The organism is Paenibacillus tundrae, from assembly GCF_036884255.1.
Classification (GTDB): Bacteria; Bacillota; Bacilli; order Paenibacillales; family Paenibacillaceae; genus Paenibacillus.
In genome coordinates, this window is record NZ_CP145605.1 from 2,787,788 (window position 1) to 2,814,147 (window position 26,360).

General features: G+C 42.9%; 20 protein-coding genes. 14 read left to right on the forward strand and 6 right to left on the reverse strand.

Annotation, left to right across the window (positions count from 1 at the left end):
• Positions 1-19 precede the first annotated feature (19 nt).
• Positions 20-1,279, reverse strand: coding sequence for an amino acid permease (locus V6W81_RS12655; protein WP_338543526.1), 1,260 nt, complete (start codon positions 1,277-1,279; stop codon positions 20-22).
• A gap of 171 nt (positions 1,280-1,450) precedes the next feature.
• Here V6W81_RS12655 and V6W81_RS12660 point away from each other — a divergent pair, with 171 nt between their 5' ends.
• The 3 genes from V6W81_RS12660 (at position 1,451) to V6W81_RS12670 (ending at position 4,067) form a co-directional block, all read left to right on the forward strand.
• A complete protein-coding gene (locus V6W81_RS12660; protein ID WP_056692344.1) occupies positions 1,451-1,954 on the forward strand; it encodes a ferritin in 504 nt (167 codons plus the stop codon).
• Between the two features lie 392 nt (positions 1,955-2,346).
• Complete coding sequence (locus V6W81_RS12665) at positions 2,347-3,084, forward strand: polysaccharide deacetylase family protein (protein WP_145048444.1); 738 nt, start codon at positions 2,347-2,349, stop codon at positions 3,082-3,084.
• Between the two features lie 56 nt (positions 3,085-3,140).
• Positions 3,141-4,067 carry a hypothetical protein gene (locus tag V6W81_RS12670; RefSeq protein WP_338543528.1) on the forward strand — a complete coding sequence of 309 codons (927 nt, stop codon included), beginning with the start codon at positions 3,141-3,143 and terminating at the stop codon, positions 4,065-4,067.
• Positions 4,068-4,212: 145 nt separating this feature from the next.
• On the opposite strand, the gene V6W81_RS12675 is transcribed toward V6W81_RS12670, so the two are convergent.
• The 3 genes from V6W81_RS12675 to V6W81_RS12685 form a co-directional block, all read right to left on the reverse strand.
• Positions 4,213-4,812, reverse strand: a complete 600-nt coding sequence (locus tag V6W81_RS12675; protein WP_128102469.1) for a response regulator transcription factor — start codon at positions 4,810-4,812, stop codon at positions 4,213-4,215.
• A complete protein-coding gene (locus V6W81_RS12680; RefSeq protein ID WP_338543994.1) occupies positions 4,809-5,957 on the reverse strand; it encodes a sensor histidine kinase in 1,149 nt (382 codons plus the stop codon). The genes V6W81_RS12675 and V6W81_RS12680 overlap by 4 nt, the downstream gene beginning before the upstream one ends.
• 132 nt (positions 5,958-6,089) lie before the next feature.
• Complete coding sequence (locus V6W81_RS12685; protein WP_338543531.1) at positions 6,090-7,148, reverse strand: fatty acid desaturase; 1,059 nt, start codon at positions 7,146-7,148, stop codon at positions 6,090-6,092.
• Between the two features lie 391 nt (positions 7,149-7,539).
• Between V6W81_RS12685 and V6W81_RS12690 the strand changes: the two genes are divergently transcribed.
• From V6W81_RS12690 to V6W81_RS12740, 11 genes are all read left to right on the forward strand, one after another.
• Positions 7,540-8,379, forward strand: a complete 840-nt coding sequence (locus V6W81_RS12690) for a YitT family protein (protein WP_338543995.1) — start codon at positions 7,540-7,542, stop codon at positions 8,377-8,379.
• 165 nt (positions 8,380-8,544) lie between these two features.
• Complete coding sequence (locus V6W81_RS12695; RefSeq protein WP_338543533.1) at positions 8,545-10,128, forward strand: hypothetical protein; 1,584 nt, start codon at positions 8,545-8,547, stop codon at positions 10,126-10,128.
• 191 nt (positions 10,129-10,319) lie between these two features.
• Positions 10,320-11,513 carry an ROK family transcriptional regulator gene (locus tag V6W81_RS12700; RefSeq protein WP_338543534.1) on the forward strand — a complete coding sequence of 398 codons (1,194 nt, stop codon included), beginning with the start codon at positions 10,320-10,322 and terminating at the stop codon, positions 11,511-11,513.
• Positions 11,514-11,549: 36 nt separating this feature from the next.
• Positions 11,550-12,626, forward strand: a complete 1,077-nt coding sequence (locus V6W81_RS12705; RefSeq protein ID WP_338543535.1) for an ROK family protein — start codon at positions 11,550-11,552, stop codon at positions 12,624-12,626.
• Positions 12,627-12,760: 134 nt separating this feature from the next.
• Positions 12,761-13,972: an MFS transporter gene (locus tag V6W81_RS12710; protein WP_338543536.1), complete on the forward strand. Its 1,212-nt coding sequence runs from the start codon at positions 12,761-12,763 to the stop codon at positions 13,970-13,972.
• A gap of 96 nt (positions 13,973-14,068) precedes the next feature.
• Entirely contained in the window at positions 14,069-16,309 is a 2,241-nt protein-coding gene (locus V6W81_RS12715) for a helix-turn-helix domain-containing protein (protein ID WP_338543537.1), read from the forward strand.
• Between the two features lie 468 nt (positions 16,310-16,777).
• Positions 16,778-18,379 (forward strand): extracellular solute-binding protein, encoded by a 1,602-nt coding sequence (locus V6W81_RS12720; protein ID WP_338543538.1) that lies wholly within the window; start codon positions 16,778-16,780, stop codon positions 18,377-18,379.
• Between the two features lie 117 nt (positions 18,380-18,496).
• On the forward strand, positions 18,497-19,399 hold the full coding sequence (locus V6W81_RS12725; protein WP_338543539.1) for an ABC transporter permease: 903 nt from the start codon (positions 18,497-18,499) through the stop codon (positions 19,397-19,399).
• Positions 19,400-19,475: 76 nt separating this feature from the next.
• Positions 19,476-20,348, forward strand: a complete 873-nt coding sequence (locus V6W81_RS12730) for a carbohydrate ABC transporter permease (protein ID WP_338543540.1) — start codon at positions 19,476-19,478, stop codon at positions 20,346-20,348.
• Between the two features lie 25 nt (positions 20,349-20,373).
• The gene (locus tag V6W81_RS12735; RefSeq protein ID WP_338543996.1) at positions 20,374-22,059 is read left to right on the forward strand and encodes a hypothetical protein; all 1,686 of its coding nucleotides are present in this window, start codon (positions 20,374-20,376) and stop codon (positions 22,057-22,059) included.
• Positions 22,060-22,178: 119 nt separating this feature from the next.
• Positions 22,179-23,144, forward strand: a complete 966-nt coding sequence (locus tag V6W81_RS12740) for a sugar phosphate isomerase/epimerase family protein (protein ID WP_338543541.1) — start codon at positions 22,179-22,181, stop codon at positions 23,142-23,144.
• A 116-nt stretch (positions 23,145-23,260) separates the two neighbouring features.
• Here V6W81_RS12740 and V6W81_RS12745 read toward each other — a convergent pair whose 3' ends face one another.
• Both V6W81_RS12745 and V6W81_RS12750 read right to left on the reverse strand, forming a co-directional pair.
• On the reverse strand, positions 23,261-23,896 hold the full coding sequence (locus V6W81_RS12745) for a response regulator transcription factor (RefSeq protein ID WP_338543542.1): 636 nt from the start codon (positions 23,894-23,896) through the stop codon (positions 23,261-23,263).
• The gene (locus V6W81_RS12750; protein WP_338543543.1) at positions 23,889-26,231 is read right to left on the reverse strand and encodes a sensor histidine kinase; all 2,343 of its coding nucleotides are present in this window, start codon (positions 26,229-26,231) and stop codon (positions 23,889-23,891) included. Before V6W81_RS12750 ends, V6W81_RS12745 begins: the two co-directional genes overlap by 8 nt.
• Positions 26,232-26,360 lie beyond the last annotated feature (129 nt).

Consider the following 26,360-nt stretch of genomic DNA (forward strand, 5'->3'; position numbering starts at 1 on the left):
CTTTTTTTGTATACTGGATTTATTGGATTACCTTTCGATTACGACTAAGCAGCCCATAGAGAATGATGATAACTACCGGATATAATACCGCCCAGCCAGCAAAAGGAAAAATGATCGCTGTAGCGATGAAAGAGACCCAACTTATGACGACTCCAGTACGATTGCCTCTAAGTAATCGAATCCCTGCTGCGCAACCTCCGAGATAGGATAGGATAAAGGTTGCGTTCGGAAGCTGGATCAATGTGGTCAAGGAAACCAGTCCCGACCCATAAATGCCGAGAACGAGGATAAAACAAATGGCCAGAAAACCGAGTGCTGCAATTGGCGTATGGAAACGATTCGATAGACGATTTAACCATTGCGGTGCAGCGCCTTGTCTCGCTAGTGCAAATGCCACGCGGGAAGCAGCACCGGTATAAGCGATGACCGTAGCTGTGCAGATAAATACTCCCGTTAAACCTGCGATTAAGCTCCCCCAAGAGCCAAGCGCTTGACTAATAATCCACACAAGAGAAACGTCTGCTCCTCCATGCAGATAACTCCGAGTACCTACTGTGGCAAGAGCCGTTAGGAAATAGAGTATGCCGACCACAATGGCGGCTATGGTCACACCTTTGATCGCGGCCTTTCGGGGATCGGTGAACTCCTCAGAGAGATGAGATACAGCCTCCCAGCCGATGAAGCACCAGAATAGTATGGCTCCTGCTTGTCCTACACTTATCCACCCATGGGGCACAAAGGGTTTAAAATGATTGGAATCCAGATGAGGCACAGCGAGAATAAAGGTCATGATGAGTACGGCGACAATTGCGATGACAACGCCGATTTGAACTTTGCCGGCGAGCTGCATACCGATGATGTTAATGAGGAGCCCTACCGTTAACATTATGGCTGCAATGGCGATACGAGCACCTTCACCCAGTCCAAGAGCAGCCGTCATATAGCCTGCACCGGTTAATGAAGCGACTGGAGCACCGATGGGCACGGACATGAGGAAAAACCAGCCGATCATCGTTCCTGCCCGTGAGCCAAAAGCAAGTGTAACGAAATGGGACACACCGCCTGCATTCGGATAACGGGCGGAGAGAAGACCCATGGACAATGCGAGTGGAAGGATAAGCAGAACCATCCCTCCCCAGGCTAATAGCGAAGCCGGTCCAGCTAGATCAGCAGCAAGGCCAGGGACAATTAAGACACCCGAACCGAGTACGGCACTAACATACAGTGCAACAGCTTGTGGCATACCAATGGTTTTTTTGAGCTCGGTTGGTGATTGCATAAGAGAGATGTACCTGCTTTCTAGGTGGGAATAGTGAACATGTAACTATGACATTATATAGGAGAAACCAGCGTCTAGTCATTGACGAATTTTGTAGAAAAACAATGTTAGTCCTATGCACAATATGGTAAGATAGGAACATCCCGAGAGAAAGTAAGAGGTGTATTCACGATGAGTAAAGAACTGACAGAAGCGCTGAATGAACAGATGAATTTCGAGTTTTATTCAGCTCATGTATATCTTGCAATGGCTGCATACTGTTCCAGCAAAAGTCTAGACGGTTTTGCTAACTTCTTCATTGTACAAGCAGAAGAGGAACGTTTTCATGGTATGAAAATCTACAAGTTCTTGAATGACCGTGGACAACGTGCAACACTTGCGGCATTGCCTGAACCGAAGAATGAGTATTCTTCCATGTTGGATGTATTCGAACATGGTTATGCACATGAACAACAAAACACGAAAAAGTTCTACAACTTGGCGGACATTGCATTGAACGAGCGTGAACACGCAACAATGTACTTCCTGAAATGGTTCATTGATGAGCAGGTGGAAGAAGAGGCGTTGTTTGACAATATCATTCAAAAGCTTCGTCGTATCGAGAAAGACAGCAATGCATTCTATATGCTAGATGCTGAATTTGCTAAACGCTCATTTACAGCTCCAGCAGAGTGAATGGTTCGGCACATTTGGCTCAAGTGATGTGGGAATGATATGAATCCGTCTGAGCTTGAGCAAACATAGATTTACATACAAGAGGCCTGCGCTATGCAGGCTTCTTTGCGTTGTGTTCTAATTTAATTTTACTGAGTCTATCAAATGGGTCAAATTAGGTTAATAGAATAATATGTAATTATTTATTTATCCTGCAGGGCATTATTCAACTCAAATCTATCATTTTCGTTTTATTTTTTCGGTTAATCTGACAAAAGTGTAACTCGAACGTAGCATTTAAAGCGAGATTGATAGGCATCTTTCTTGATAGAATTGGTGTTAATCGCCAAGGGATGCAGTGAGAGAAATTTCGACACCCGGGGAAATACAAGACACAAGGGAGACTTCAATTTATGTTACATATCCGCAGATCATGGATCACCGCACTTGCTATTCTACTTATTATTCCATTACTTCTACCACAGTCGGTTTCTGCCAAAGCTTCTTCGAAGGATAACGGAGCTAAGGCTAACAGCAAAATCATATATCTAACGTTCGACGATGGGCCAACGGCACATACGGGTCAGCTCTTAGATATTCTCGATCAATATCATGCAAAGGCAACGTTCTTCATGCTCGGCCCTCACATGGAAACTTATCCAAAAGCGACGAAGCGTATCGTTGCTGACGGGCATGGCTTAGGTCTTCATGGCGTAACACATGTTCCGGGCAAGTTTTACAAAACACCTTATACTGCTCTGAAAGAAATGCAACAGGCCAACGTCAGTTTGAATAAAGTGGCTGGTGTCAAAACAAGTTTGGTACGTACACCCTATGGCAGTAAGCCATATATGAAAGCTCCATATCGAAATGTAATGCTTGCACAGGGTGGATTTCATATGTGGGATTGGAATGTAGACTCCGAGGATTGGAAATACAAGAAAGACCATCAGAGAGTATACAACAGTGTAATGAAGCAGATTCATACGGTGCAAAAGAGTGGAACAACTCCAATTGTGCTGATGCACGATCAGGAGGCGACTTTGAAGGTGTTACCGAAAGTGTTGCAAACCCTCAAATCCGAGGGGTACCAATTTGAAGTATTGAACAAGAGTGTGCAACCGGTGAACTTCTGGAATGACAAACGATAAGACATACTAACCTTTAAGGAATGACATTCACCAACGGATTAGAGGAGGAACACAACATGAGAAAACAAAAACGATGGGTCATTATTCCTGTTACGACAGCAGTTCTTCTTGCGCTTGCAGGATGCGGAGGTCAAGACACCAATACATCGGCAGCAGAGCAGACATCTTCAACAACCGCTGGGGAACAAGTAGGCTCAGGAAATAACAGCACGGCTCCGGCGGCTAGTCAAGGAGATGCGGGGGGAGCAACGAGTAACAATTCTACTTCTAGTGGAGATGTTTCTACTACATCTGATACAGAGACATTAGGAACGAAGACTGGAAGCACAGGGACTACACAGTATGAAGCTGGCATTAGCGATGTGGTGAAGGAAGTACGTTCTCAAGCGAAAATGAAAAATGTAGTAGTGCCAACGGCATTCAACTTAGAAAAAGGCAAACACTTGGGAGCATATATCGAGACGAATACGGCTGCTGATTTTCAAGTTAACTTTTATGCTACGGATAAGGCTCTACCCGTTAATGATTCATCGCTTTCCTCCAGTAGTGGTCTAACACCGCTGGCATCCTACGAAGTCAAGACTTACAAGGATCCAGATTCCACAGGAATTTTCCCTGAAACGGATCTGAACAACATTCCGCAAGAGATGACAGTTGATCTTGGTCACGGTATCAAGGGCATGGTCGAAGGTGCAGCTGGCAGCCAGTATTTGACGTGGATGGAAGGTAGATGGACACTACAGATCCGCTCTGTATCAGAGGATAACATGAACAATCCTGGCATTGCGAAGAAGATGGTGGAATATCTAGAGACACATACCTTACCAGCTCCAAAAGACAAGGGATTCGTTAGCGTGAATTATCCGAGTGGCGGGAAATCGGTGAATGTCGTTATTTCATGGCAGAATGGTCAGCAGATTCACCAATTGAAGACTTCTTTGGTACCTAATGAAGCACTAGGTATTGTGGCATCTGTGAAATAAGATCGTTACTCAGGTATCCTAAAAGGCATGGGTAAGAATGCTTGTAATCAGAAAAGCCATAAAAAAAAGCTTGGCAGGAATTAGGGGACTAACCCGATTTCCTGCCAAGCTTTTATTTTGTTTTTAATGGGTTGAAGCGGTGCTTTCATTTAAACCATCCCTTTTCCTTGGATCGAGTAATGGCTTCAATGCGGTTGCTTGCATTCAGTTTGTTAAGAATAATGGAAATATAGTTGCGTACCGTTCCTGTTGTTATAAATAAATGACCTGCAATTTCCTTGGTATTCTTCCCATCTGCCATCAGACCAAGTACAGCGTGCTCACGTTCGGTTAGTGGATTCTCTTCTACATATGCCTCGTCCACCAAATCGGGTGCAAAGATACGTCGTCCGTTCATAACTTGGCGGATGGCTTCAGCCAGCTCCTCAATTGGACTATCTTTCAGTAGATAACCACGGACGCCGCCTTTCAAAGCACGTTCAAAGTAGCCGGTTCGCGCAAACGTCGTCAGGATAATAACTTTACAGTTCAGACCTTTCATTTCTTCAGCGGCTTCCAGACCGCTTTTGACAGGCATCTCGATATCCATCAGACAGATATCCGGTTTCAGTTCTTGAACAAGACCAAGGGCTTCTTGACCATTGCCCGCTTGTCCGACAACCTCCATATCCTCCTCCAGATTGAGCAGGGAAGATAAGGCGCCTAACATCATACGCTGATCTTCGGCGATTACGATACGGATCATTGCTCTTCCTCCTTTATCGGTTTGCGAACCAGTTTCGGTACTTGGATGGCAATGCGTGTTCCTTCCATGTCCTCTCCAGATTGAATATCCAGACAGCCATTGACGAATTCTAAACGTTCTTTCATGCCTAAGATGCCAGTACCGCGCCGATCCTGTTTACGTGTTCGTTCTATACCTACGCCATTATCCTGAACCGTCAGAATGTTGGCTGAAGGGGTCTCTTGAAGACGGATGGTACATTCCGTTGCCTGACTATGCTTAACCACATTCGTAACAGCTTCCTTCAGACACATGCCCAGCACATTTTCGTTAAGCTGAGAGGTATCCTGCAATTTAGGATTGCCTTCCAATACAAAATCAATGGAGGCCGCCTTGAGAATTTGCTCGGCTCGGAATAATTCGTCAACCAACTGAGTGCCGCGCATCGTTGTAACCATCTCACGCACTTCCTTGAGGGCTGTGCTTGCCGTCTGCCTCAGATCATTCAATTCAATTTCAGCTTGATCTGGATTCATACGGAGCAGACGTTTCGCCAAATCGGATTTGAGGCCGATTAAGGAAAGCTTTTGTCCAAGGGTATCATGCAGATCACGTGCGATCCGTTGGCGTTCTTCCATTTTGACTAGATCATCTAAACGTTTATTGGCATTTTCCAATTGGCCTTCCAATTGTTCACGTTTATTTTTGTTATACGTACTTACCGGAAGTAGGATAGAGGCCATGAGACAGATGAAGACAAACGGAAATTGACTAAGCAGCAATGAGCTTTGATTGATAAAGCCGTAATTAATCGTCAGAAAACTGGTTCCTAGATTGACCGAATATAGTGTAATGAATCCCGCTTTATTTTTAATATTTCCAATAAAGAAAGCAAGAAACAAAGAGAAATAAGCATAGTCATAAGCGATAGTCATCGTAATGGAAATGGCAATTAAAAGTCCGATCCACATGTAGACCTGCCAGCCCTTAGTGATGAAGGCGAGTAGATAACATACAAAGAACACCAGGATGATGACAATCCCTGTAACTAAAGTCCACAACTTAGAATATTGGGAAATATAATAGAACGGCAGAATGAAGAAAACAAGCCATACATAGGGGTTTAATCCCGTGTTTTTATAAAAAAGTTGCGACCACTTCTGAATGGAAATTCTCCTCCTTGAACTATAAGGCACTGCACAACACACTGATTATTGAACAGCGTCTATAGTGTACTCAAACTTAGCCTGACTGTAGCACGACTTTGGCTTGAATACAAGAAAACGAATCCGACAGAGTTAAGGCTTCTCTGTCAGACCCGCTTGGTTAGTTACACGAATCGTTGGTTGAGCATAAGGCTTGCGGGGAAGACTCTTGATCTGTTTGAAACTAATAAATTGCTTAGATTCTTCATCCCACAGGCGGAATCGCAAAGCAGCTAGACTTGAACGTAAAGTAATTGTCGTCGCTTTTTGCAAAGGTGGTGTTGAATTATGCGCCTCTTCCAGATAATAGTTCGGTACACGAGGACTCAGGTGATGCACATGGTGGAAACCGATGTTACCGCTGATCCATTGAAGCAGTTTGGGTAGTTTGTAGTACGAGCTTCCTTCCACAGCAGCTTTGACATAACTCCACTCATCTTCATGCTCGAAGTAAGTTTCTTCAAACTGATGTTGCACGTAGAACAACCAGATGCCGAAGAAACCAGAGAAGAAGAAAACAGGTGTCTGTACCAAGACAAAAGCCTGCCAGCCAATCAGCCAACACATGAATGCATAAAGACCAATGATCAGTACAGTTGTAAGGTGTGTATTGATGCGTTCTTTGCGCCTTGCTGCCTTACGATTAAATCGGTAAGCAACGAGGAACACATAGAAGGGACCAATGCCAAACATCACAAGTGGATTGCGATAAACACGATAGAACAAGCGAACCCAAGGAGAAGCAGCTTGGTATTCCTCCACAGTCATAATCCATATATCACCTACACCGCGTTTATCCAGATTACTGCTGGTAGCGTGGTGAATAGAGTGCTCGTTTTTCCATTGCAGATAAGGTGTCAGGGTCACTACACCCGTAATGGTTCCCAAAATGTCGTTTGCACGTTTGCTTTTGAAGAATGAACCATGGCAGCAGTCATGGAAAATGATAAACGTTCGGAGTACAAATCCTGAGGCTACGAGAGCGATCGGTAACGTCAGCCAGTAGGATATGGATAAGCTATAATATGCTGCAGCCCATAGCAATAATAATGGGATCAACGTATTAATCATTTGTTGGATACTTAATTTGAGATTGTTTTTTTCATAAGGGGTGACTTCTTTTTTTAACGCCATTTCTTTCGTTTTGCTCATTAGCGAATGTCCTCCTTCAATCATTACAACTTCACGAGTATGAACTCGGGCTTTAAGTTGCAATCCTCGTCTCCCGTTACAATCTGTATGGGAAGCGTTTTTATTATTGTAAGAGAATCAGCGCGTGACAGTAAGTCATAAATGTCATGCTTCATCATGATAAATATCAAGGATCAACCATGACATTTATCATATACAGATAGGATGTAAAAGCTTTGTATGGCGGGGAACAAACATATTATTAAAATCCTTTGTACAATTTGTGCAACAGTTTGTATTTTGTATACAAATTTTGGCGGTGACATGGTAGAATCTATTTTGGAGTAAATCATGACAACTTATGAGATTGGAAGTATAGGTTGAATTTTTGATGGATTGGATGGAGTGCATGATGAAAAAAAGAATAACGGATATTTTATTTATTATGGCGGGTGCATTTCTATTTGCGCTGGCTGTTAACCTGTTTGTCATCCCGAATGATCTGGCTGAGGGTGGCGTAACAGGGATTACGATTATTTTGTATTATCTCTTTGAGTGGTCACCTGGCTTAATGAACTTGCTACTTAATGGGGTATTATTAATTGTCGGTTATAAATTTCTGGATAGAACAACGACGATATATACGATTGTTGCCGTTGTATTTAACTCGTTATTTCTACATTTAACTGAGAACTGGACGATTGATTCGCATGAGCTCTGGATTAATACGATTTTTGGTGGATTATTTGCCGGTCTAGGGATTGGATTGATTGTAAGAGTAGGGGGAACTACAGCCGGTACTGTAATATTAGCTCGTCTGGCTAATAAGTACTTGGACTGGAATATTAGTTACGGGTTGTTGTTCTTCGATCTGATTGTAGCGTTCTCGTCTTTCTTCATTATAGGACCACAAGGATTGATGTGCACGATCGTGATGCTCTTTGTAGGTACCAAAACGATGGAGTTCATTATTGAAGGTTTGAATCCGAAAAAAGCGGTCACGATTATTTCGACCAAACAGGATGCGATTGCCAAGCAAGTGATTGAGAAGATGGATCGCGGGGTTACTGTTTTGTCCGGGCATGGTTATTATACGAAAAACCCAAAAGAAATCCTCTATATTGTTATTAGTAAACAAGAGGTATCCATGTTGAAGAAAATTGTACGTGCAGAGGACGAAATTGCTTTTATTACGATTCACGATGTACGTGACGTATTTGGTGAAGGATTTATTGAATTGTCTAAATCATAATGAATTAAAATGAAAATAAGTGAGAGCTGTGGTGTCTATACACTACAGCTTTTTCTATTGTGAGATACAGAAGATCGTAATAAATCACAGACTAATTTACATATATCTGTATAATTTAATCTTAATTGATAACGAAAGGGGATATGCAACATAACGAAACGTAGCGTGATAATCGTTGCTTCAGCTATCATTTTGGTGTGTATAGCATCTGTTTCACTAATATTCTTCCAATCGAAAGAACCTTCTCAAAAATTCAGCTTCGAGCCGGTAGATTCTATCGATTCCACCTTTGGCTATGTATCTAAGACAAGGACAGAGAGAGCTATTTACTATTTTTCATCAAATGATGAATCGTATAACAATGCACTTGTCAATAAAAATGAACGTGTCATTGAACTTGCCAAGAAACATCTTGATCTCCCGCGTCAAGAAAAAGAAATTAAGATATATGTTAATGCTAATAACGAAAAGCCATTAAATGATGGTCATTTAAATAGGATTGTTTTGTCTAAGGATTCTGAACCTTCGATTGGAGCGATAGTAAGCAACTTAAGTGATTATCAATTACCTGCATGGTTATGTATAGGTCTGGAACTGTATTGGCAACGTGATGAAGAGAACGATTCTTCTAAGATTCTAGGTCAGTCTGATGTACTGAACTCTTTCAAAAACATCATATACAATGCAAAGCCTATGAGTCTACCTGACTACGGGGATGCGTGGGTTATTCCTGGATATTTGGATGAAAATTTAGTTCGAGTGGGTCACCAAGTCGCATTGTTATATGTTCAACACCTTGCACAAAAAGGTGAGCTTAAACATGTTGTAGATCTGTTCATGCAGGAAGGGGCAGACATACAAACGGTTCTAGAACAAAATTGGAGTGAATTGATGGAAACCCCTTACCTTCATATGGACTCTCGTTATCGTTATTTCTACTCATATAATGATGTCTGGTTTGAAGTTCATACGGAGAAGCTAAAAACAAAATATAAACAAGCGAATTGGGAACCTCAGCAGATTGAAGAATATCAGAATTATATGGAGTTAGGTATACGATATGTGGAAGAGTGGTTGGGTTATGGGCTGGAACGTCCGTTATCAATTGTGATGCATCCCGACCCACATCCTTCCATTGATTACGGAGGACGAATATATCGCAGCAATGATGACTTTGAAATTGAACTGTTTCAAGTGTATAAGCTTCCACCCTATAAAGCCGTTCATGAAGCAGTTCACGCACTTACCTTCAAGAAGGAGTTGTATTCACCATTTTATCCATTTACCGAAGGGATTGCTGAGTACGTGATGTATGAGTTTGAAGCAAACTACAAGCAATATGTGTATAACAAATTTAAGCAGGATCTGGAGTCTTCTTACCAAAGAAAAAATGAAGATTTAGTGGATATGACGGTCATTAAAATGTATGAAAGGTTTACCAAAACGCCATATATGCCTTCGAGTGAATTTAATCTCATGGAGTTATTACATGTAAATGCTGCAATGTCATTCGTAGAAGAAGGCTGGGCAAACCGCTTTGATTCCTACAAGTTCCACTCCAAATCATATGGATTCACTGAAGACCTCGACGAATACAATAAAGCAGGTTCGTTTGTGCAATATTTGATTGCTACATATGGCAAAGATAAATTTTTACATGTGTATACTAATGTAGATGAGATTGAACGTGTATACAATAAAAGCTTGAAAGACTTGATAGATGAATGGAAACACTTTTTAAATGTGTGATCGTTAGACAAACCAACATGTCGGGTTAATTGCCATCGTGTTGGTTTATTTTTATGGAAAATAGTTGTATGAGCTTGGTTAAAATCCCTATCTAAATACCTAACACAACGCTGTACACACCCCAATCCCGATGCTATATTGAATACAATTAGTTAATAAACTTAACTAACTATGATAAGGAGGTGATTCAGGTGGCTGGTACACCGCAATACATACGCAATCTGAACGAGAATCTAATTCTTGATGCACTGATTGCTCATGGGATGTTGTCTAGAGCGGATATCAGCCGGCAGACCGGACTGAGCAAACCTACGGTATCGTCGGCAGTAGAACATCTAATTACACGAAATCTCGTGTTGGAAACGGGAAGAGCAGATAATGCACAAGGACGCAAAGCCACGCTCATTCGTTTCAATGAACTAGCCTATTACATCTGCGGGGTTGATATCGGAGCTACCCGAATTCGCATAGCTCTATCTAACCTGAATGGAGAGATCTTAGATTACCAAACCTATCCGATGTCTATTCAGCAGTCAGAGCCTGGGCAAAGGGAACAATTACTCCAGACTGTTCGGAAGCATATGGATGAACTATTGCGGCAGAATCATCTGAACTGGAACGAGATTCAGTGTATAGGGTTTGGTATTCCTGGTGTTGTTCTGCCTGGCTCTGGAGAGATCAGTCGGATTGTAGACCCTCTAGCTGAGCTAGAACAAGCGTTGTCCCTGGAATCCCTATCCGCCACTTTTCCCTGTGAAGTGATCTTGGATAATGACGTCAATCTAGCTGCGTTAGGGGAATACAGGGATGGGGCAGCATCCGATTCAGAACTGTTTGTATTTATTTCTCTTGGCGTGGGCACTGGTGCGGGTATTATGGTGAATGGTCAATTACTGCGTGGCATGAGAGGGCTAACTGGAGAAGTAGCCGAGATGATGCAGGAGGGTCGAAGATTAGAGGACGTTCTGTCTGCTGGCGGTTTGATAGACATGGCTGCCAATCTACTCGATGAAGCTCAGCTTCAGCATAACGACCCAAGGATCATAGAGCTGCGTAGTCAACTGACTCCCGAGAAGTTGTTCGAAGCGGCTCGTCAGGGTAACAGCTATGCTGTGAAGGTCATCAAAAAGTACTGCCAGATGCTGGCATTAGCATTGCGGAATATCAGCGTGTTTCTTGCACCACATTTAATTGTACTTGGTGGAGGGATCGGAGGTAATGGAGATGTGTTGCTGCCTCACCTGCAAGAGATGATGAACGAACAATTTCCTGTTCAACCTGAATTAATCTGCTCCAAGCTTGGTGAACGGGCAGTTGTGACTGGAGCGGTGCATATTGCGCTACAGCAAACCATGCTAAAGCTGCAACACGAGTCAGACCAATGATGGACAAACAACAAGGACGAGAGGTAGGGACAGAGAATGAATAATTTTGACGGTAACGCCGAAGGGAATAGACTCGAAGAACCTCTTCGCGCATCAAAGCCAGTACGTTCCCATGATCAAGCTGATGCTTTAGATCGTTGGATCATGGGAATTGATATTGGTGGTACCAAAACATTGATGTTATTGTCATCAGAAAAACCAGGCAGCGAAGTACGGGAGCGGAAGATTCCAACCTCTGCGGCAGAGCAACCGGATGCATTTTTTAAGTGGTTATTTGATGAAGTATCAAAATTCTGCAGAGATAGTGGAATTGAAATAGGATTGGTAGCTGGAATAGGGATGGGCTTTCCAGGTGTTATCCTTAATGATGAAGGAATTCTTCGCAGTGCGCCAGTGTTCCAGTGGGCAGAAGAAGATATCAGACCTGTGATTGCTACATATTTTGAAGGAGAAGTTTATCTCGATAACGATGTGAATATGGCAGCCATGGGAGAATTCGATCGTGGAGCAGCCCAGGGACATCGACATTGTGTGATGGTGACGGTGGGGACAGGAATTGGTTCTGCACTTATTCTTAACGGACAATTATATAGTGGACAAGATGGAGCGGCAGGAGAAATAGGGCATTTTATTGTTGGAGACGAGGGCATTGATCATCAATACAAGGCATCCTCAGATACATTTGGTGCGTTTGAACTGAACACGTCAGGCACAGGCATTACGCAACACGCAAGGCGTTATTTCACAGATGGATCTGGTAATACACACTCGTTACTTCATAGTCTCGCTGATGGAGACATAAGCCAGATTGAGGCTCGGCATGTATTCAAAGCTGCTGAAGCTGGGGATGCAGCTGCTCTTGAGATTCTGGCGCTACCCTTACAATATATGGCGAGAGGGTTGGCTAATATCGTCGCATTACTTAATCCATCCATTATTGTTGTAGGCGGCGGAGTAGCTGCTTCGAATCCCGATTATTACTTAAATGAGCTTCGCAGCCGTCTAAGTCGATATACCGCACTGGCTATAGAGATCGTGGTTGCAGAACTGGGTAATACGGCAGGTGCCTTTGGTGCATTGGCAGCCATCCGTCTGAGACTGCAACAACGATAAGAAATGAATCTAATTAGCAGCAAATGGAATGTTATTCTATCATTGGAGTGGTTAGATAAGCGTTCTTAGGTTGAACTTATATACAATTTATACAGAAAGAGATGCCATTACAGGATTAAAGGATGGAGATCCGGATGAGAAGACATATGAAGGCATACAGAGAGAAAGAAAAAGCCGATTCCAACGAAGCAAGGCATGTTTTAATGAAACTGCAGGGTCTATATTTGTTTATGGGGCTTGCTGGAGGGATATTCAATCCCTATATTAATCCGATCTTGGTTGCACAAGGCTTCTCTAGTAAAGAGACCGGATTTATTATGGCGTTTGGCACACTTATATCCATAATCCTTCAACCGATATGGGGGATTATGGTAGATAAGTTTAAAAAAACTCGCTTTGTGTTAGTGTTAAGTTTGCTAGTTCCTGCGTTGTTAGCGTACTTCTACAATATTGAAGTGTACATTATATTAATATTGATTTATACTTTATGCACTATATTTCAAGTGACTCAGATCCCTGTTGCTGACTCTTATGCAGTTACCGCAGCTAAGGCAGCCAATACTTCCTATGGTATGATTCGATTGTTTGGAAGTTTAGGAACAGGGCTTGGAGGATCTGCAGCCGGGATATATCTCTCCCAATTCTCCATTCATATGTTATGGCTGCCCTTTCTAGTATTTAATGTGCTAAGCGCCATTCTGGCCAGCACACTTCCCCGGCAAACCAGTATTTCTTCTTCCTCGGTGACCTTCTCCGTAGGATTAGCAAGATTGTTGCGTAACCGAACATTCCTTCTATTTTTAATCGGCTGTTTCCTAGTAAATCAAACGCTAACGGCGTTTAACTCCTTTTTTGTAATTTCATTTCAAATGGCAGGTGGATCTGTTGCTATGACAGGCACAGCACTGCTCCTAGCCTCTATAACGAATGTGCCATCAATGCTCGCTGCTGCATTTATTCTCCGAAAATGGGGACATGAACGAACCATGTTATTGGCTGCAGGCGCTTATATGCTTCGTTGGGGAATACAATGGCTCTGGCCAACACCCGAAGTAATGATCGGAATTCAAGTATTACATGGGCTATCTTTTGGGTTCTTTTATATCGCAGCCGTTGAATATGTAGCTTCCGTTACAGGACGGGAAATGCAAGCGACAGGTCAAAGCCTATTTAATATGGTATTCGCAGGACTTGGTGGTATTGTAGGCAACATGTTAAATGGTTATTTATTAGATTTAGGTGGGCCTTCACTTATGTATTTGGCTTGTACAATCAGCGCTGCGCTGGGAGCATTTATTTTGTTTTTCGTTAGCAGACAGGCCAGCACTCAACAATCGTTGAACTGATGTAGAGGAAGAGAGCTCAACAATGGAGCCAAACCAGCGGTCAGAAGCATGTTCTAAATTTGTAATTAGAGCATGAGGTGGAAGGAGAGGATGCTTTTGAAAATACATTGGAAACGGAACTGGTATTCTAAACTGTTATATTCGTATTTTCCTATTTTTTTGCTGACAATCTCCGTCTTGATTTTTCTCTCCTTCCTGATCGTGAATGAACTCTCACGCAACGAAACCAAAAAAGCTGATCTGATCTCAACACGTTATATTGTGGATACATTGGAACGCCAACTGGGGGATATCGAACTTCGTTTACTTGAAGACATCGGCTCGAATAAGCTATATAGTCGCTTTCTAGAAGCGGGTCAAGGACAACAATCAACACAATTTATTTACGATGCTGCAAGTGGACTAGCCCAAAAGACGGATCAACAGGATATGATCCAATCCATTTACCTGTATCGCACGTCTGATTCTCAGATTTTGACCTCAAGAGGTTTGGTTCGTGTGGAGGACTTCGAAGATCGTGAATATATCAAGCAATCGTTGAACAGTCGCCAAAATCTGAATTGGAATCTGCCCCGAGATTATAAAGAACGTTCATTCGATACGCCAACCCAGGTCATTAGCATGAATAAGTGGTTACCTCTGCCGTGGGGTGGTGAAGGTTTACTCGTTATTTCAGTAAAAATGTATGCGGTAGAGCGTCAGATTGAAGCTATGACGAATGAACAATTATCTTTTATTCAGATAAAAGATCCCAGTGACCGTATCATTTATAAGACACATGCAACAGATGGCTCTGTTGGTGAAGTTCTGAATCGGGTGTCTGCTGACAATCTTGGCTTAGTCTTTGAGAGTGGTGTTCAATCCGGGCAATTGTATGCTTGGGTATCCTTAATCTCTTATGTGTGGATTGGCATCGGAGTACTTACTATTGTTGGCGCTATCGCTGGGATTATCTATATTACTCGCCGGAATTATAAACCCATTCAGTTGATGATGAACCGAATTCAGGCGTTGCAACCACGTGTAGAAGAAGATGAAGCAACACCTTCGGTTAAGGATGAATTGGCTCTCATTGATCGGGCGTTGGAACATCTTATCACGCAGACGGTGGATTATGAGAAGCAGCACCATGAAAACCTGCTTATTCACCGTAGGCAGCTACTCGTCGATCTGATGGAAGGCGAACGAATGGATTCGTTTCGCCAAAGACTGCGTCACCTGGGGCCACTTGATGAACGTTTCATGGAACCTGCAAGCGTTGCAGTATTGATTGCTGAGATGAATAGTGAGGATCTGTCATCAAATCAGAGTATATTGAAACTCGCAATCATGAATGTCGTGGAGGAGCTTGTACACAACGAGCCCAACCTAGGTGCATGGGCCGAGTGGTTTGGCAATCGTAAACTCGTTGTGGTCATTACCTCGGATGAGAGGGGAGGGTTAGACCGAGAGATGCTGATGGAGCTGGCGAAACAGCTACATATGTGGATCGCGGAACATTTCCGCATTCGATTTACGTTCGGGATTGGACGCACTGTTGCGGGATGGGAGCAGATTGCGCAATCGTATACAAGTGCGGACGCGGGCTTACAGCATCGACTGACCTTGGGGAAAGATGCCATCGTGTTAAGTGAGCAATTGCCAGATCGTGCGGAGCTGCAATCCTACAGGTATTTGCAAATGCTGGCTGACATTGTTCGAGAATTCAGGTTAACCGGTGATGGTTGGCGTGTACAATTGGACGAAATGTTTATTGCCTTTAGTGAGGATCAGATCCAGGATAATGAGATTCGTATGATGCTTCAGGCTCTAATACAGATGTTATCGCGTGAATTTGGTGATTGGTCTGAACGATTACAGGGTCAGTTTAATGAGGAAGTTCTAAATACACTGCGCAGCGAGATTCAGCAGGCAGATACGTTAGTTCATATCCGAGAGATTTTATTAGGCTGGCTGAAAGAGCTCTATCGGAACTATGTGTCTGTTCATGAGACGAAGAGCCATCGAGCAATGATTAATGAGCTGCGAACCTATATTGAAGAACATTTTGATGATCCTGATCTGTCTCTTAAACATCTTAGTGATCGTTTTCAAATCTCCGGCAAGTATGCAAGTTATCTGTTCAAAGAAGAATTTGATATGAAATTTGTTGATTTTCTAATGAAGTTGCGAGTTGAAAAGGCATGCCGACTGCTGACCTCGTCCGATACAACCGTTCAAGACATTGCACAGCAGGTGGGATATGCAAACGCCATTTCGTTCGGGAGAGTTTTCAAACGGATTACAGGGGTTACTCCTGGCGATTACCGTAAGCAACAGGGTAAACATGAAAGCTAAGGTCTTTCCAGGCTATGCCGCTGATACGTTAACGAGGACAGATATGAGATTAAACTTAATATAAACCAAGATGTACTTACAATGTACATCTTGGACAATGGAGACCACGGGTGAAGGTGGTCATTTTTTATGGAAATAAATCCATTTAGGCTAAACCAAATAGGAAAAGATAAATATTATATGCCTTGATGTATTACATATTAATAACGTTACAAGTTAATTTAATGAACATACATATTACATATAAAACGAGAAAAATGTATATTTGCAGGATTTCAGTTTATTTTCACTGCTAAAATACCATTTGGAAGCGTTTGCTTACATTTGAAAATAGTTTATTGTGCTTTTCATGATTTCGATGTAATAATTAGTGACATTCACAGGTGCAACAAACGGGGAGTGGACATCCGAGTTGGCATGTCATTGCTGTGAATCTAATCAGAGTGTGTGCGAAAGGGGAAAGGTCAGATGAAGTTATTACAAAAACGTTGGGGTAAAAAGTCTAGTTCGGTTCTTGCAGTGGTAACAGCCTTCACTCTATTATTATCCGCGTGTTCGTCAGGGAGTGAATCCGCATCGTCAACAGGAGGAACAGGCGCGGGGGCTAAAACAACGTTAAAAGTAGAAATATTTGACCGTGGTAATACACCAGCGGGTTACACCATCTCAGATAGTTATCTAACCCGATTCATTCAAGAGAAGTTCGGCACACCGAATAATATTGATGTTCAATTCGTTCCGGTTCCACGCTCCGAGGAAGTACAGAAGCTTAATGTTCTGATGGCGAGTGGCTCAGAAGTTCCTGATATTGTATTCACGTACGATTCGGGCACGTTCAATCGTTACGCTCAACAAGGCGGGCTAACAGAGCTTACGGAACTGATTGATCAGCATGGTACAAATCTGAAGAAGCTACTTGGAGATGAAACGCTGGCTTACGGTCAATATGATGGTCAGCAGTTCGCAGTTCCAGGCAAACGTCTAGTGTTGGGTAAATACGCTTCTTATGTTCGTCAGGACTGGTTAGACAAGTTAGGCTTGCCTGCTCCGCAAACGGCAGAAGAATTGCACGCAACGTTGAAGGCATTCAAAGAAAAAGATCCAGGCAATATGGGGTCGAGCCTGATTCCCTTCGGGATGTCCATTGCCTCTGCACAGTATGAGCCGTTACTCTGGTCTTTCATTGAACCATTGACCGAAGAACAGCGGTATACATTAACCCAACAACTCGGTTCTAATGATTATCCAACACTGTTACCTGGTTTCAAAGAAGGTCTTCAATATATGAATACACTCTATAACGAAGGATTGATGAGCAAAGACTTTGGGCTCGACAAAGACAAGAAGAAGCTGTGGGAGGATGTATCGAACGGGAAAGTTGGTTTTTACTCTGAAGATGCAGGGGAAATCTATATCTCCGGCACTTACAAGAACCTGCAAACCAATCAGTCTGATGCTGTCATGACACCGATCGATGCATTCCAAAACTCAGAAGGTAAGTTTGCTAAACCAGCATACGCACCCAATGCGATGTATGTCATGATCCCAAAATCAAGCCAGAATGCAGAAAATGCAATGAAATATCTGGATTGGATGGCTTCGGGCAACAATCTGTTCGATCTGCAATTCGGTGTTGAAAATGAGAACTATGAGCTCGTAGATGGTGTGCCGTTGATCAAAGACGACGCTTCACCAGAAATCTCCGGTCGGATCTACAATGCAGGTGACATCGCCATTATCGTTAACGGGAAGTACGTTGGAGACGATAAGAAAAATGAAGAAGCCTATGTTGTTCAGGTGGAGTCGAAGTATCGTGATGATATGCGTAAATCAGTAGCGATCTCGAACATCGATACGATCCAGCCCGTACGTTTCCCTAAACCTATTGAAGCTGAAGCGAAGTATGGCAATGGACTAAGAGATAAGTTCCAGGAGTTTATCGTAAAAACAACCATTGCTAAGCCGGCCGATTTTGAAGCGACGTATGAGAATATGATGAAGGATTATATGGCAAGTGGTGGTCAGGCTATTCTGGACGAGCGTACAGCAGCCTACAACGAGATGAAATAATTCGAGCATATTACGACTGAGATATAGATGAAGAATGATAGAGGCACGGATCCGGAGAGCGGTGTTCCCACAAGATGCTGACTTTCCGGAACATGTCTGACATGGGGGGAAGAGTTGATGAGAAACGGTACGTATCTCCGTAGAAACTGGCAATTGTATGCTTTGCTCCTGCTGCCCATGATTTACTTCATTATTTTTAAATACGGGCCAATGTATGGAGTGCAGATCGCTTTTAAAGATTTTAACTTCTTTCAGGGTATTGCTGGTAGTGAATGGATTGGACTAGAAGCATTTCGAGAAGTGTTCGAAAATCAGGATTTCTTCGATGCTCTCCGTAATACCATCATGCTGAACTTTCTAGATCTTATTGTGTCATTCCCGGCACCATTAATATTGGCGATTCTACTCTTCGAACTGAAGAAGGCTTGGTTCAAAAAGATGGCTCAAACGTTGCTGTACATCCCACACTTTATCTCATGGGTTATTATCGGAGGAATTGTACTTCAGGTATTCGGCACACAATCCGGGTTCATTAACAACGTACTGATAAGCTTCGGCTTGGATCCGCTGCCTTTCCTGAGTGACAAAAACTACTGGCTCTTCACGTACCTGGCTGTTGGTGTGTGGCAAAGTGCAGGCTGGGGAACCATTCTCTATCTAGCGTCCTTAACGGGAATTAATCGGGAACTGTTTGAGGCAGCGGAAGTGGATGGTGCAAGTCGTCTGCGCCGAATCTGGCATATCTCGCTTCCAGGTATTAAAACAACAATTGTTACCTTGCTCATTATCAATGTCGGTAACATGATCTCTATCGGTTTTGATCGTCCCTTCATTATTGGTAACGTTGCTGTACGGGAATATTCGGATGTGCTCAGCACATTTGTATACCGTATTGGACTCCAGTCCGGTCAGGTCACGCTTGCGACTGCGGTAGGTTTGTTCCAAGCCATTGTAGGACTTGTCTTCATCTTAGGAGCTAACTATGCATCGAAGAAACTGACAGATGAGAGCATTATGTAATTGGTGGAACAGTTGAAGTATCTTATGAATTGTTATAGTTCGTTTACTTATAGCTGAACAGTAAGGGGTGGCAGGCATGTCTGAGAACACAGCCAATCGGATTTTTAACACGGTGAACGTTATTCTTATTATCATTGCGATGGTACTGTGTCTTGCGCCATTCATTCACATTATTGCGATCTCACTTAGTTCGAACCGGGCGATCGGTTCAGGGGAAGTTTCATTTTTTCCAAAAGAGTTATCATTCGAAGCTTACGCCAAAGTGTTTGCCGATACGTCGATGATTCGTTCACTCTTATACACGGTATGGTTAACGGTATTAACCACAGTGCTCAGTATGGTTATGACGATTGCAGCAGCATACCCGCTTGCTAAGAGCAGTCTTAAAGGACGGAAATGGTTCATGCTTGCCATCGTCGTTACGATGTTTTTTAGTGGCGGGATTATTCCAGAGTACATTCTGATCAAAAACCTTCACTTATTGGATAGCACTTGGGGACTTGTTCTCCCGGGTCTGATTAGTCCATTTTATATGATCATCTTGATTGCGTTCTTCAAAGGCATCCCGGAAAGTCTGGAGGAGGCAGCCCAGATCGATGGAAGTACACATTTTGGCACATTATTACGAATCATTTTACCTCTGTCCTTGCCGGTCATGGCAACGTTAAGTCTATTCTATGCTGTGGGACGCTGGAACGGTTTCCAAGATGCGCTGATGTATATTACCAAACCTGATCTATTTCCATTGCAATTAAAAATGTATCAGATGATCCAGCAAAACCAAATCACTGAATTGATGCAGAACGAAGGTATAGGTTCCGTTAAAGTTCTTCCAGAAAGTCTGAAAGCAGCCAGCGTCATCTTCTCTACATTACCGATTTTGCTCGTGTACCCTTGGTTGCAACGGTATTTTATTAGTGGAGTTATGGTAGGTGCTGTAAAAGGCTAAATTTTGAGGGGGATGCGCATTGAAGATGACAGAACAGGTGTTAGAGCATATGACCCAAGCGCAGCAACATCTTGTGAATCAATCGATGACTTACATGGATGGTCTTTATGTTGATGATGCCAGACTCATTCAAAGTTACGAGAACGCTGGACAGCTTGACTCCCGTGGAAGTGCCCACTACGCACTCGGGCTCCTTCTTCGTAACGGCGAAGGGGATGTGCATCGTGCAGAGCATGTGATTCGAAGTGTGCTGTCGATGCAATATGATGCTCCAGATGAAATATATCATGGGACATTTCGAACTCGCCCGGATGTGAGTGATCCACCGAGGGGTAACTACAATTGGAAAGAGTTCGCGCCAGGGACTGCCTATTTTTTGGAGCGTACGTTCGAAAAGGTATCAGCCAAGTTTATTGATGCATTATGGAACCAAGAATCAATACTGAATGAATCTGCAGAGCGAAAACAAGTGAAGAAACTGTTCCAATCCGCGATGGACCAGGTTTTACCTCCAGTATGGACAAGTTATGATCCCAACTGGCGCGAATTTATTGCCTCTGCTTTTGCAGTGATTCTCGCTGAATTCTCTCACCGCTTACCGCAGCAGTTAGTAGAGCAGATGGAGTATGCGATGAAACTGGCTGTCGCGGCTTCAATGGATCGCTTTAAGTCGGATGTCATTCCGATGAATACGAATATTGAACTCATGCATATTTTTATCACGCATTTCTACGGACATCGATTCAATCATGCAGATTGGATCGCCCATTCGGATGAGCAGGCTGACCGTATGTTGAATGAATTCTTGGTGCATGACAGCTTCGCTGAATTCAATTCGACCACCTATTACGGAGTGGATCTCACGGTACTCGGGATGTGGCGAACATATGGAAGTACTGCACAGTTTATTGAGATTGGTCGTATGGTCGAAGCGGGGCTTTGGAACAATATTGCGCTGTTCTACAATGCTAATTTGGAAAATCTGTCCGGTCCCTTCGCCCGGGCTTATGATATGGAGATGACAGCACACAGTTCGGTGGGCATGTTCATTTATCTCCTATTAGGTGAAGCGTATGTACATTTGGCTGATGTTAATTGTGAAGTGGAGCATGGGCCTTTAATTGCATTAGTCGGGGGAGAAGCGCCATTAGAGGTGATCCCTTATTTGAAGGAACATCAAGGAAATCGGCTTGTACAGAAGCAGTTCATTGAATTGTGTGAACGTAACGAACCTACGTCGAATCGTAATCTATGTACCGCTACAGCGTGGATCGGTGAGAAGCGAATGATTGGGGCAATGTCAGGTAGCCGCAACACCAATGGACAGATGTTTCCTGCTACGATCCATTGGCAATCGGATCAGGGCGACCGATATGATCTGCGATTAACGCGCCGGGAGGTGGGAGAAGGCTGGAATACACATCTGCGGGGAATCGTATTTGAAGCTGATCTGACGGAAGATTCCTTAATGATCGAGGTTAGTCTAGAGACACCGGATGAGATTGAAATTTATTTTGAGATCAGAGGCTCATTTATAGAAAAGGATAACATTCAAGATCATCAGTGGAGCTTACCGGGGTTGCTATGTGCAGTGACGGCTGAAGCGCCTGCTCCATCGGTACTTAACTATCCTGAGTATACCGAGATCATCTATCGATATGTACCCGGAGTAAGTTCCAATACGATGCGATTTAAGTTGAACTTTCAATAACGAAGTATTGTAACGTGATCAATGTTCAGCTGAACGTTATTTCGTTGAAAATGTACTGCTTAAGCAGGAATATAGCGCATTCGCACTAGAAGCGAATCACATCAATTGGAGGGCATGACATGTATATCGACAAACAGGAATATTCCTTCTCGACGTGCTGGAATATTAAACGTCATACGACTGGATCAAGCATGATTCAGGAGATCAAGTCGTTAGGATTTAGACGAGTGGAATTAAACTATAATGTTACGGCTGATATGCTGCAGACGATTGAACCTATGATTGAGCGGGGCGAGATTGGTATCTCCAGTGTACACAATACGTTTCCTCATGTGGCTGATCCGGATTATGGCACAGATTCTGTACTGCTTGGTTTCGATGATGAAGCTCGCCGGCAGCGAGCTATCGAATTATTGCTCCGTTCAGCTGAGTATGCACACCGTTATGGCGCACAGGCTGTCGTAGTACATCCAGGGGAAGTTCCATTTGAATATAATGTGGATGAAGAACTCAAAAAAATCTATCATGAACAGGGGAAAGACTCTCCTGCATATCAAGCTTTGTGGCAGGACATGCTGGAAAAGCGGGAAGCGGGTAGTGCGCACTATTTGAAACGAATTCAAGAGAGTCTTGAAGAGGTATGTGAAATTTCTGAGCAGCGTGGATATGGAGTGAATTTTGGAATTGAGACCCGATCACGCTGTTATCAGATGCCTACTTTACATGAAGCAGCAATCTTGATCGATAATCTGAAAGGTGCCCCCCTTGGACTTTGGTACGATATTGGTCATGGTATGATGATGGATCGCATGGGACTGTACGATAATGTACGTGAAGCTAATGCGTTGGTCAAGCATGTAGTTGGCGTACATATCCATGAGACGGTTGGTTTGTCGGATCACTGGTGTCCATATGTACATAGTAACGATCTGTCATTCTTTGATTCATTTCTGGATATCATTGAACAGTCCCCGGTAAAAGTATATGAGCTCAAATCCGCTTGCACACCGGAAGAGATTGACGCAAGTCATGAGTTAATCACGAATCGTATTACACAGCGCCAAGCAGCGCGATTCTCTGAATAAGAATATTCTGATAAAGCATATGAGTGTCCAAATCAATAGAGCGGTCAGAACCTTCCTTTTGTTGGACTTTTGGAAGTTCTGCCGCTCTATTGATGTTACAGTTACAATCGCTGTGCTTAATTTTTGGGTGGGAGTATGATATCTCCGAGAATTCCGGCCTGATAGCCTTTCACTACCGCTCCTATTCTTGATTTGACTCCAAACTTCTGCGTAATGGAAGTGATATGATACTCCACTGTACGCGGGCTGATATTCAAATCTTGTGCAATTTCCTTGTTAGTCATCTCCATTGCAATGTGATTAAGAACTTCACGCTCTGTTGGTGTGAGGGATTCTTCCAAATTAGCAGAAAGCATTTTCTCAGGTACAAGCACATGACCCAACATGCTCTGGTGGATGGCGTTTATAATTTGTCCGTATGTTGCTTGCTTTGATAGATAGGAATGAACGCCAAGATCATAAGCCTTTAATTGAAATTCGTGGTAGTTGTAACCTGAGAGTAGTATGATTTTGACGGATAAGCCGTACTGCTCCTTCAACCTTTTTGTTACTTCAAATCCGTCAAGCTGAGGCATGCGAATGTCCATCACAACCACGTCTGGTTCCAACTTCTCTATTTCAGATAAGAAAAGCATAGGATCATTAAATGTTTTTAGCACCTGTATGCCGGGTTCTCGATTTAGGCGATTATTGAGACCTTCCATGACAAGAGGGTGATCATCAAGTAATACGACAGTTATAGGTTCACTCATTGTTATGTAGCTCCTTTGCTCGTAAAGGCAAACCAATGTTTATCGAAGTTCCTTTACCAGGGGAAGAATTTATAGTGATTTCTCCAGAGAGATGCTGGATATTGCTGTGTATAGAAATTAAACCAAAGTGGCCTGATGTAGCTTTTGAAAAATCAAATGTGGAATGAACATCGAAACCTAAGCCATCATCCTTAACTTGGCATATCAAATCATTATCCCTAATGTACACTTGAATAGAGCAGCGCGAAGCCTGGGAATGCTTCATCACATTAATAATGAGTTCACGTATGGTTCGAAATACAGTGGATTTCAGAGGTTCCTGCTCCACTTCAGCAGAAAGAGTGCCACAGCTCAGTTCCAAAATGATGTCACTCTTCACTTGAAGTGTGCGAACAAGCCATTGCAGAGACTCCTGAAGCTCACTACGATCTATGATATGAGGGTACAGATCATCACATAACTGGCGAATATCTTTCTGGGAAGTATATAGGCAATCTAGCCAAACGGCGGTCTGTTCCGTATTTGTCTCACCTGTATCATGGAATTCTTCCAAATCACGTGACAGAAATATTAGGTTTTGAAGTAGTTGGTCATGGAGAAAATATGAGGTCTTTATTCGTTCAGCCTGCTGGGCTTCCATTAAAATATCATTAAACTCACGATGACGACGTATCTGATGTTCATGGAGCGCGGTTTGACTCACACGATGTTCATAACGCTTCTGCAGATCGGAGAGAAGCTTGCTGTTCACGAGCATTCGTATTGCTTCGAGCCTACCTTGATCAATGATATCCTGTTCTTCTGCCGAAAAAAGAGTATGATTTCTTTTGTGACCAATCCCCAAATATCCAGCTACCTCTGCTTCTGGTTCCCCTGACAATTCCCAAACCTGGGCAAATCCATATTGTTGTAGTAAACTCTCAACATTCAAAGTGTCGTTGTTTATATCTCCAATGGTAGCGTATGTACCTGTACCTTCTTGAGAGAATCTATTATGATCATCTGCCCAAATAATAGCTACACCTTCAATATCCAACATTTTGTGAAACATCTCGGCAAATAGGCGAAACATATCTCGCATGCTCTGCTGCTCGGCCATACGAACGGTTATCCGTAGTTGTTGACGTTCGAGCCATTCTTTATTGAGTTTATTCTTCCTACGGGAGTAGGTTTGGCTATACTGGTAAACCCAAGTGATTAGGAGAAATAAGACAAAGAGCATGCCGATTTGAATTAATTTATCTAGCTTTGAAGCAATCACGAGTAATGCAAATACGCTTAAAGCATACATCACATGGACGATTAGACGTGGCATCACCAGCTTGAAGTCGAGCATACTTCTCTGTACAAGTACATACGTGAACATCCATGATAAAGGAATGAACCCGATTAATGTATATTCAACAGGTAACAGCGGATCACCTTGCAGCAGAGTCGGAACAGCAAAACCAAAGATGAAGGGTATCAGACTAGCGATTATACCTGTCGACATAAGCAACAGCTGATTCTGCTCCTTGCGACTATAGTTTTTGCGATTAAACCATGTAATCCCGATCACAATCAGAAGCGTCATGCAAAAAATGAAATTAAGTAGGTTTGTAGGGCCAGACTGTGCAATTGATGTCTTAACAATGGTCATCCCGTGATTCAGCTGAATTTCGGACAATAGCCAACGTTTAATATATAGGAAAACTAAGCCAGCGCTGTACGCAATAGCGACGCATTTGCTAATGAACAACAGTAACCGGAAGCGATGTTGTTGGGTGCGGAATGCAAATGATAAATAGAAAGCGATCAGCCAATAAGGTAACCATGCTGCACAAAAAGCCAAGATATAATTAGATAAGGACAGTTGAGAGGTATAGATGGTGAGTATACATATCGCCATAGACAGGTTCAGAAGATAGAAGAGACGCATCACTCGTGAACCAGGCTGGCTAAACAATGCATAACTTCCAGTAAACAAAAGCAGCAGCTCCATGGTAGATGAGAACAAAATGTTGAACAGTTCTCTAAAGCCGGGCTTCATGGAGTATTGTACTGTCTGACCGAGAGGATTCTCTACATGGATCGCAGAGGCATCACTAACAGTATAGATGTCATCCTGATTCAGCAATTTAGTTGTTCCTTGTGGTTCAATAGAGACAACTATCTCACCTGATCTGATCCCTGATGAAGAAGCTACACCTTCCGGGTCTACCTCGTGTACCACCCATTGATTGGTGTGAGAGAGTTTCAGAGAAAGTCCTATATACGGATGAAGATAAGAAGAGGTATGGAGATAAGTGGCTGTCAGCACAAAACACAATATTGTTGCAAACCATAACACGCTCACTTTATGCCTTATGAATCTATGTAATGAAGAGGTTGGGCTCATTGAGAGAAATCATCCGTTCTTATCATGTAGATTGGTTATTCATAGAATATATGAAAAAAGCAAGCCATGCTGCAATGGCAAGGCTTG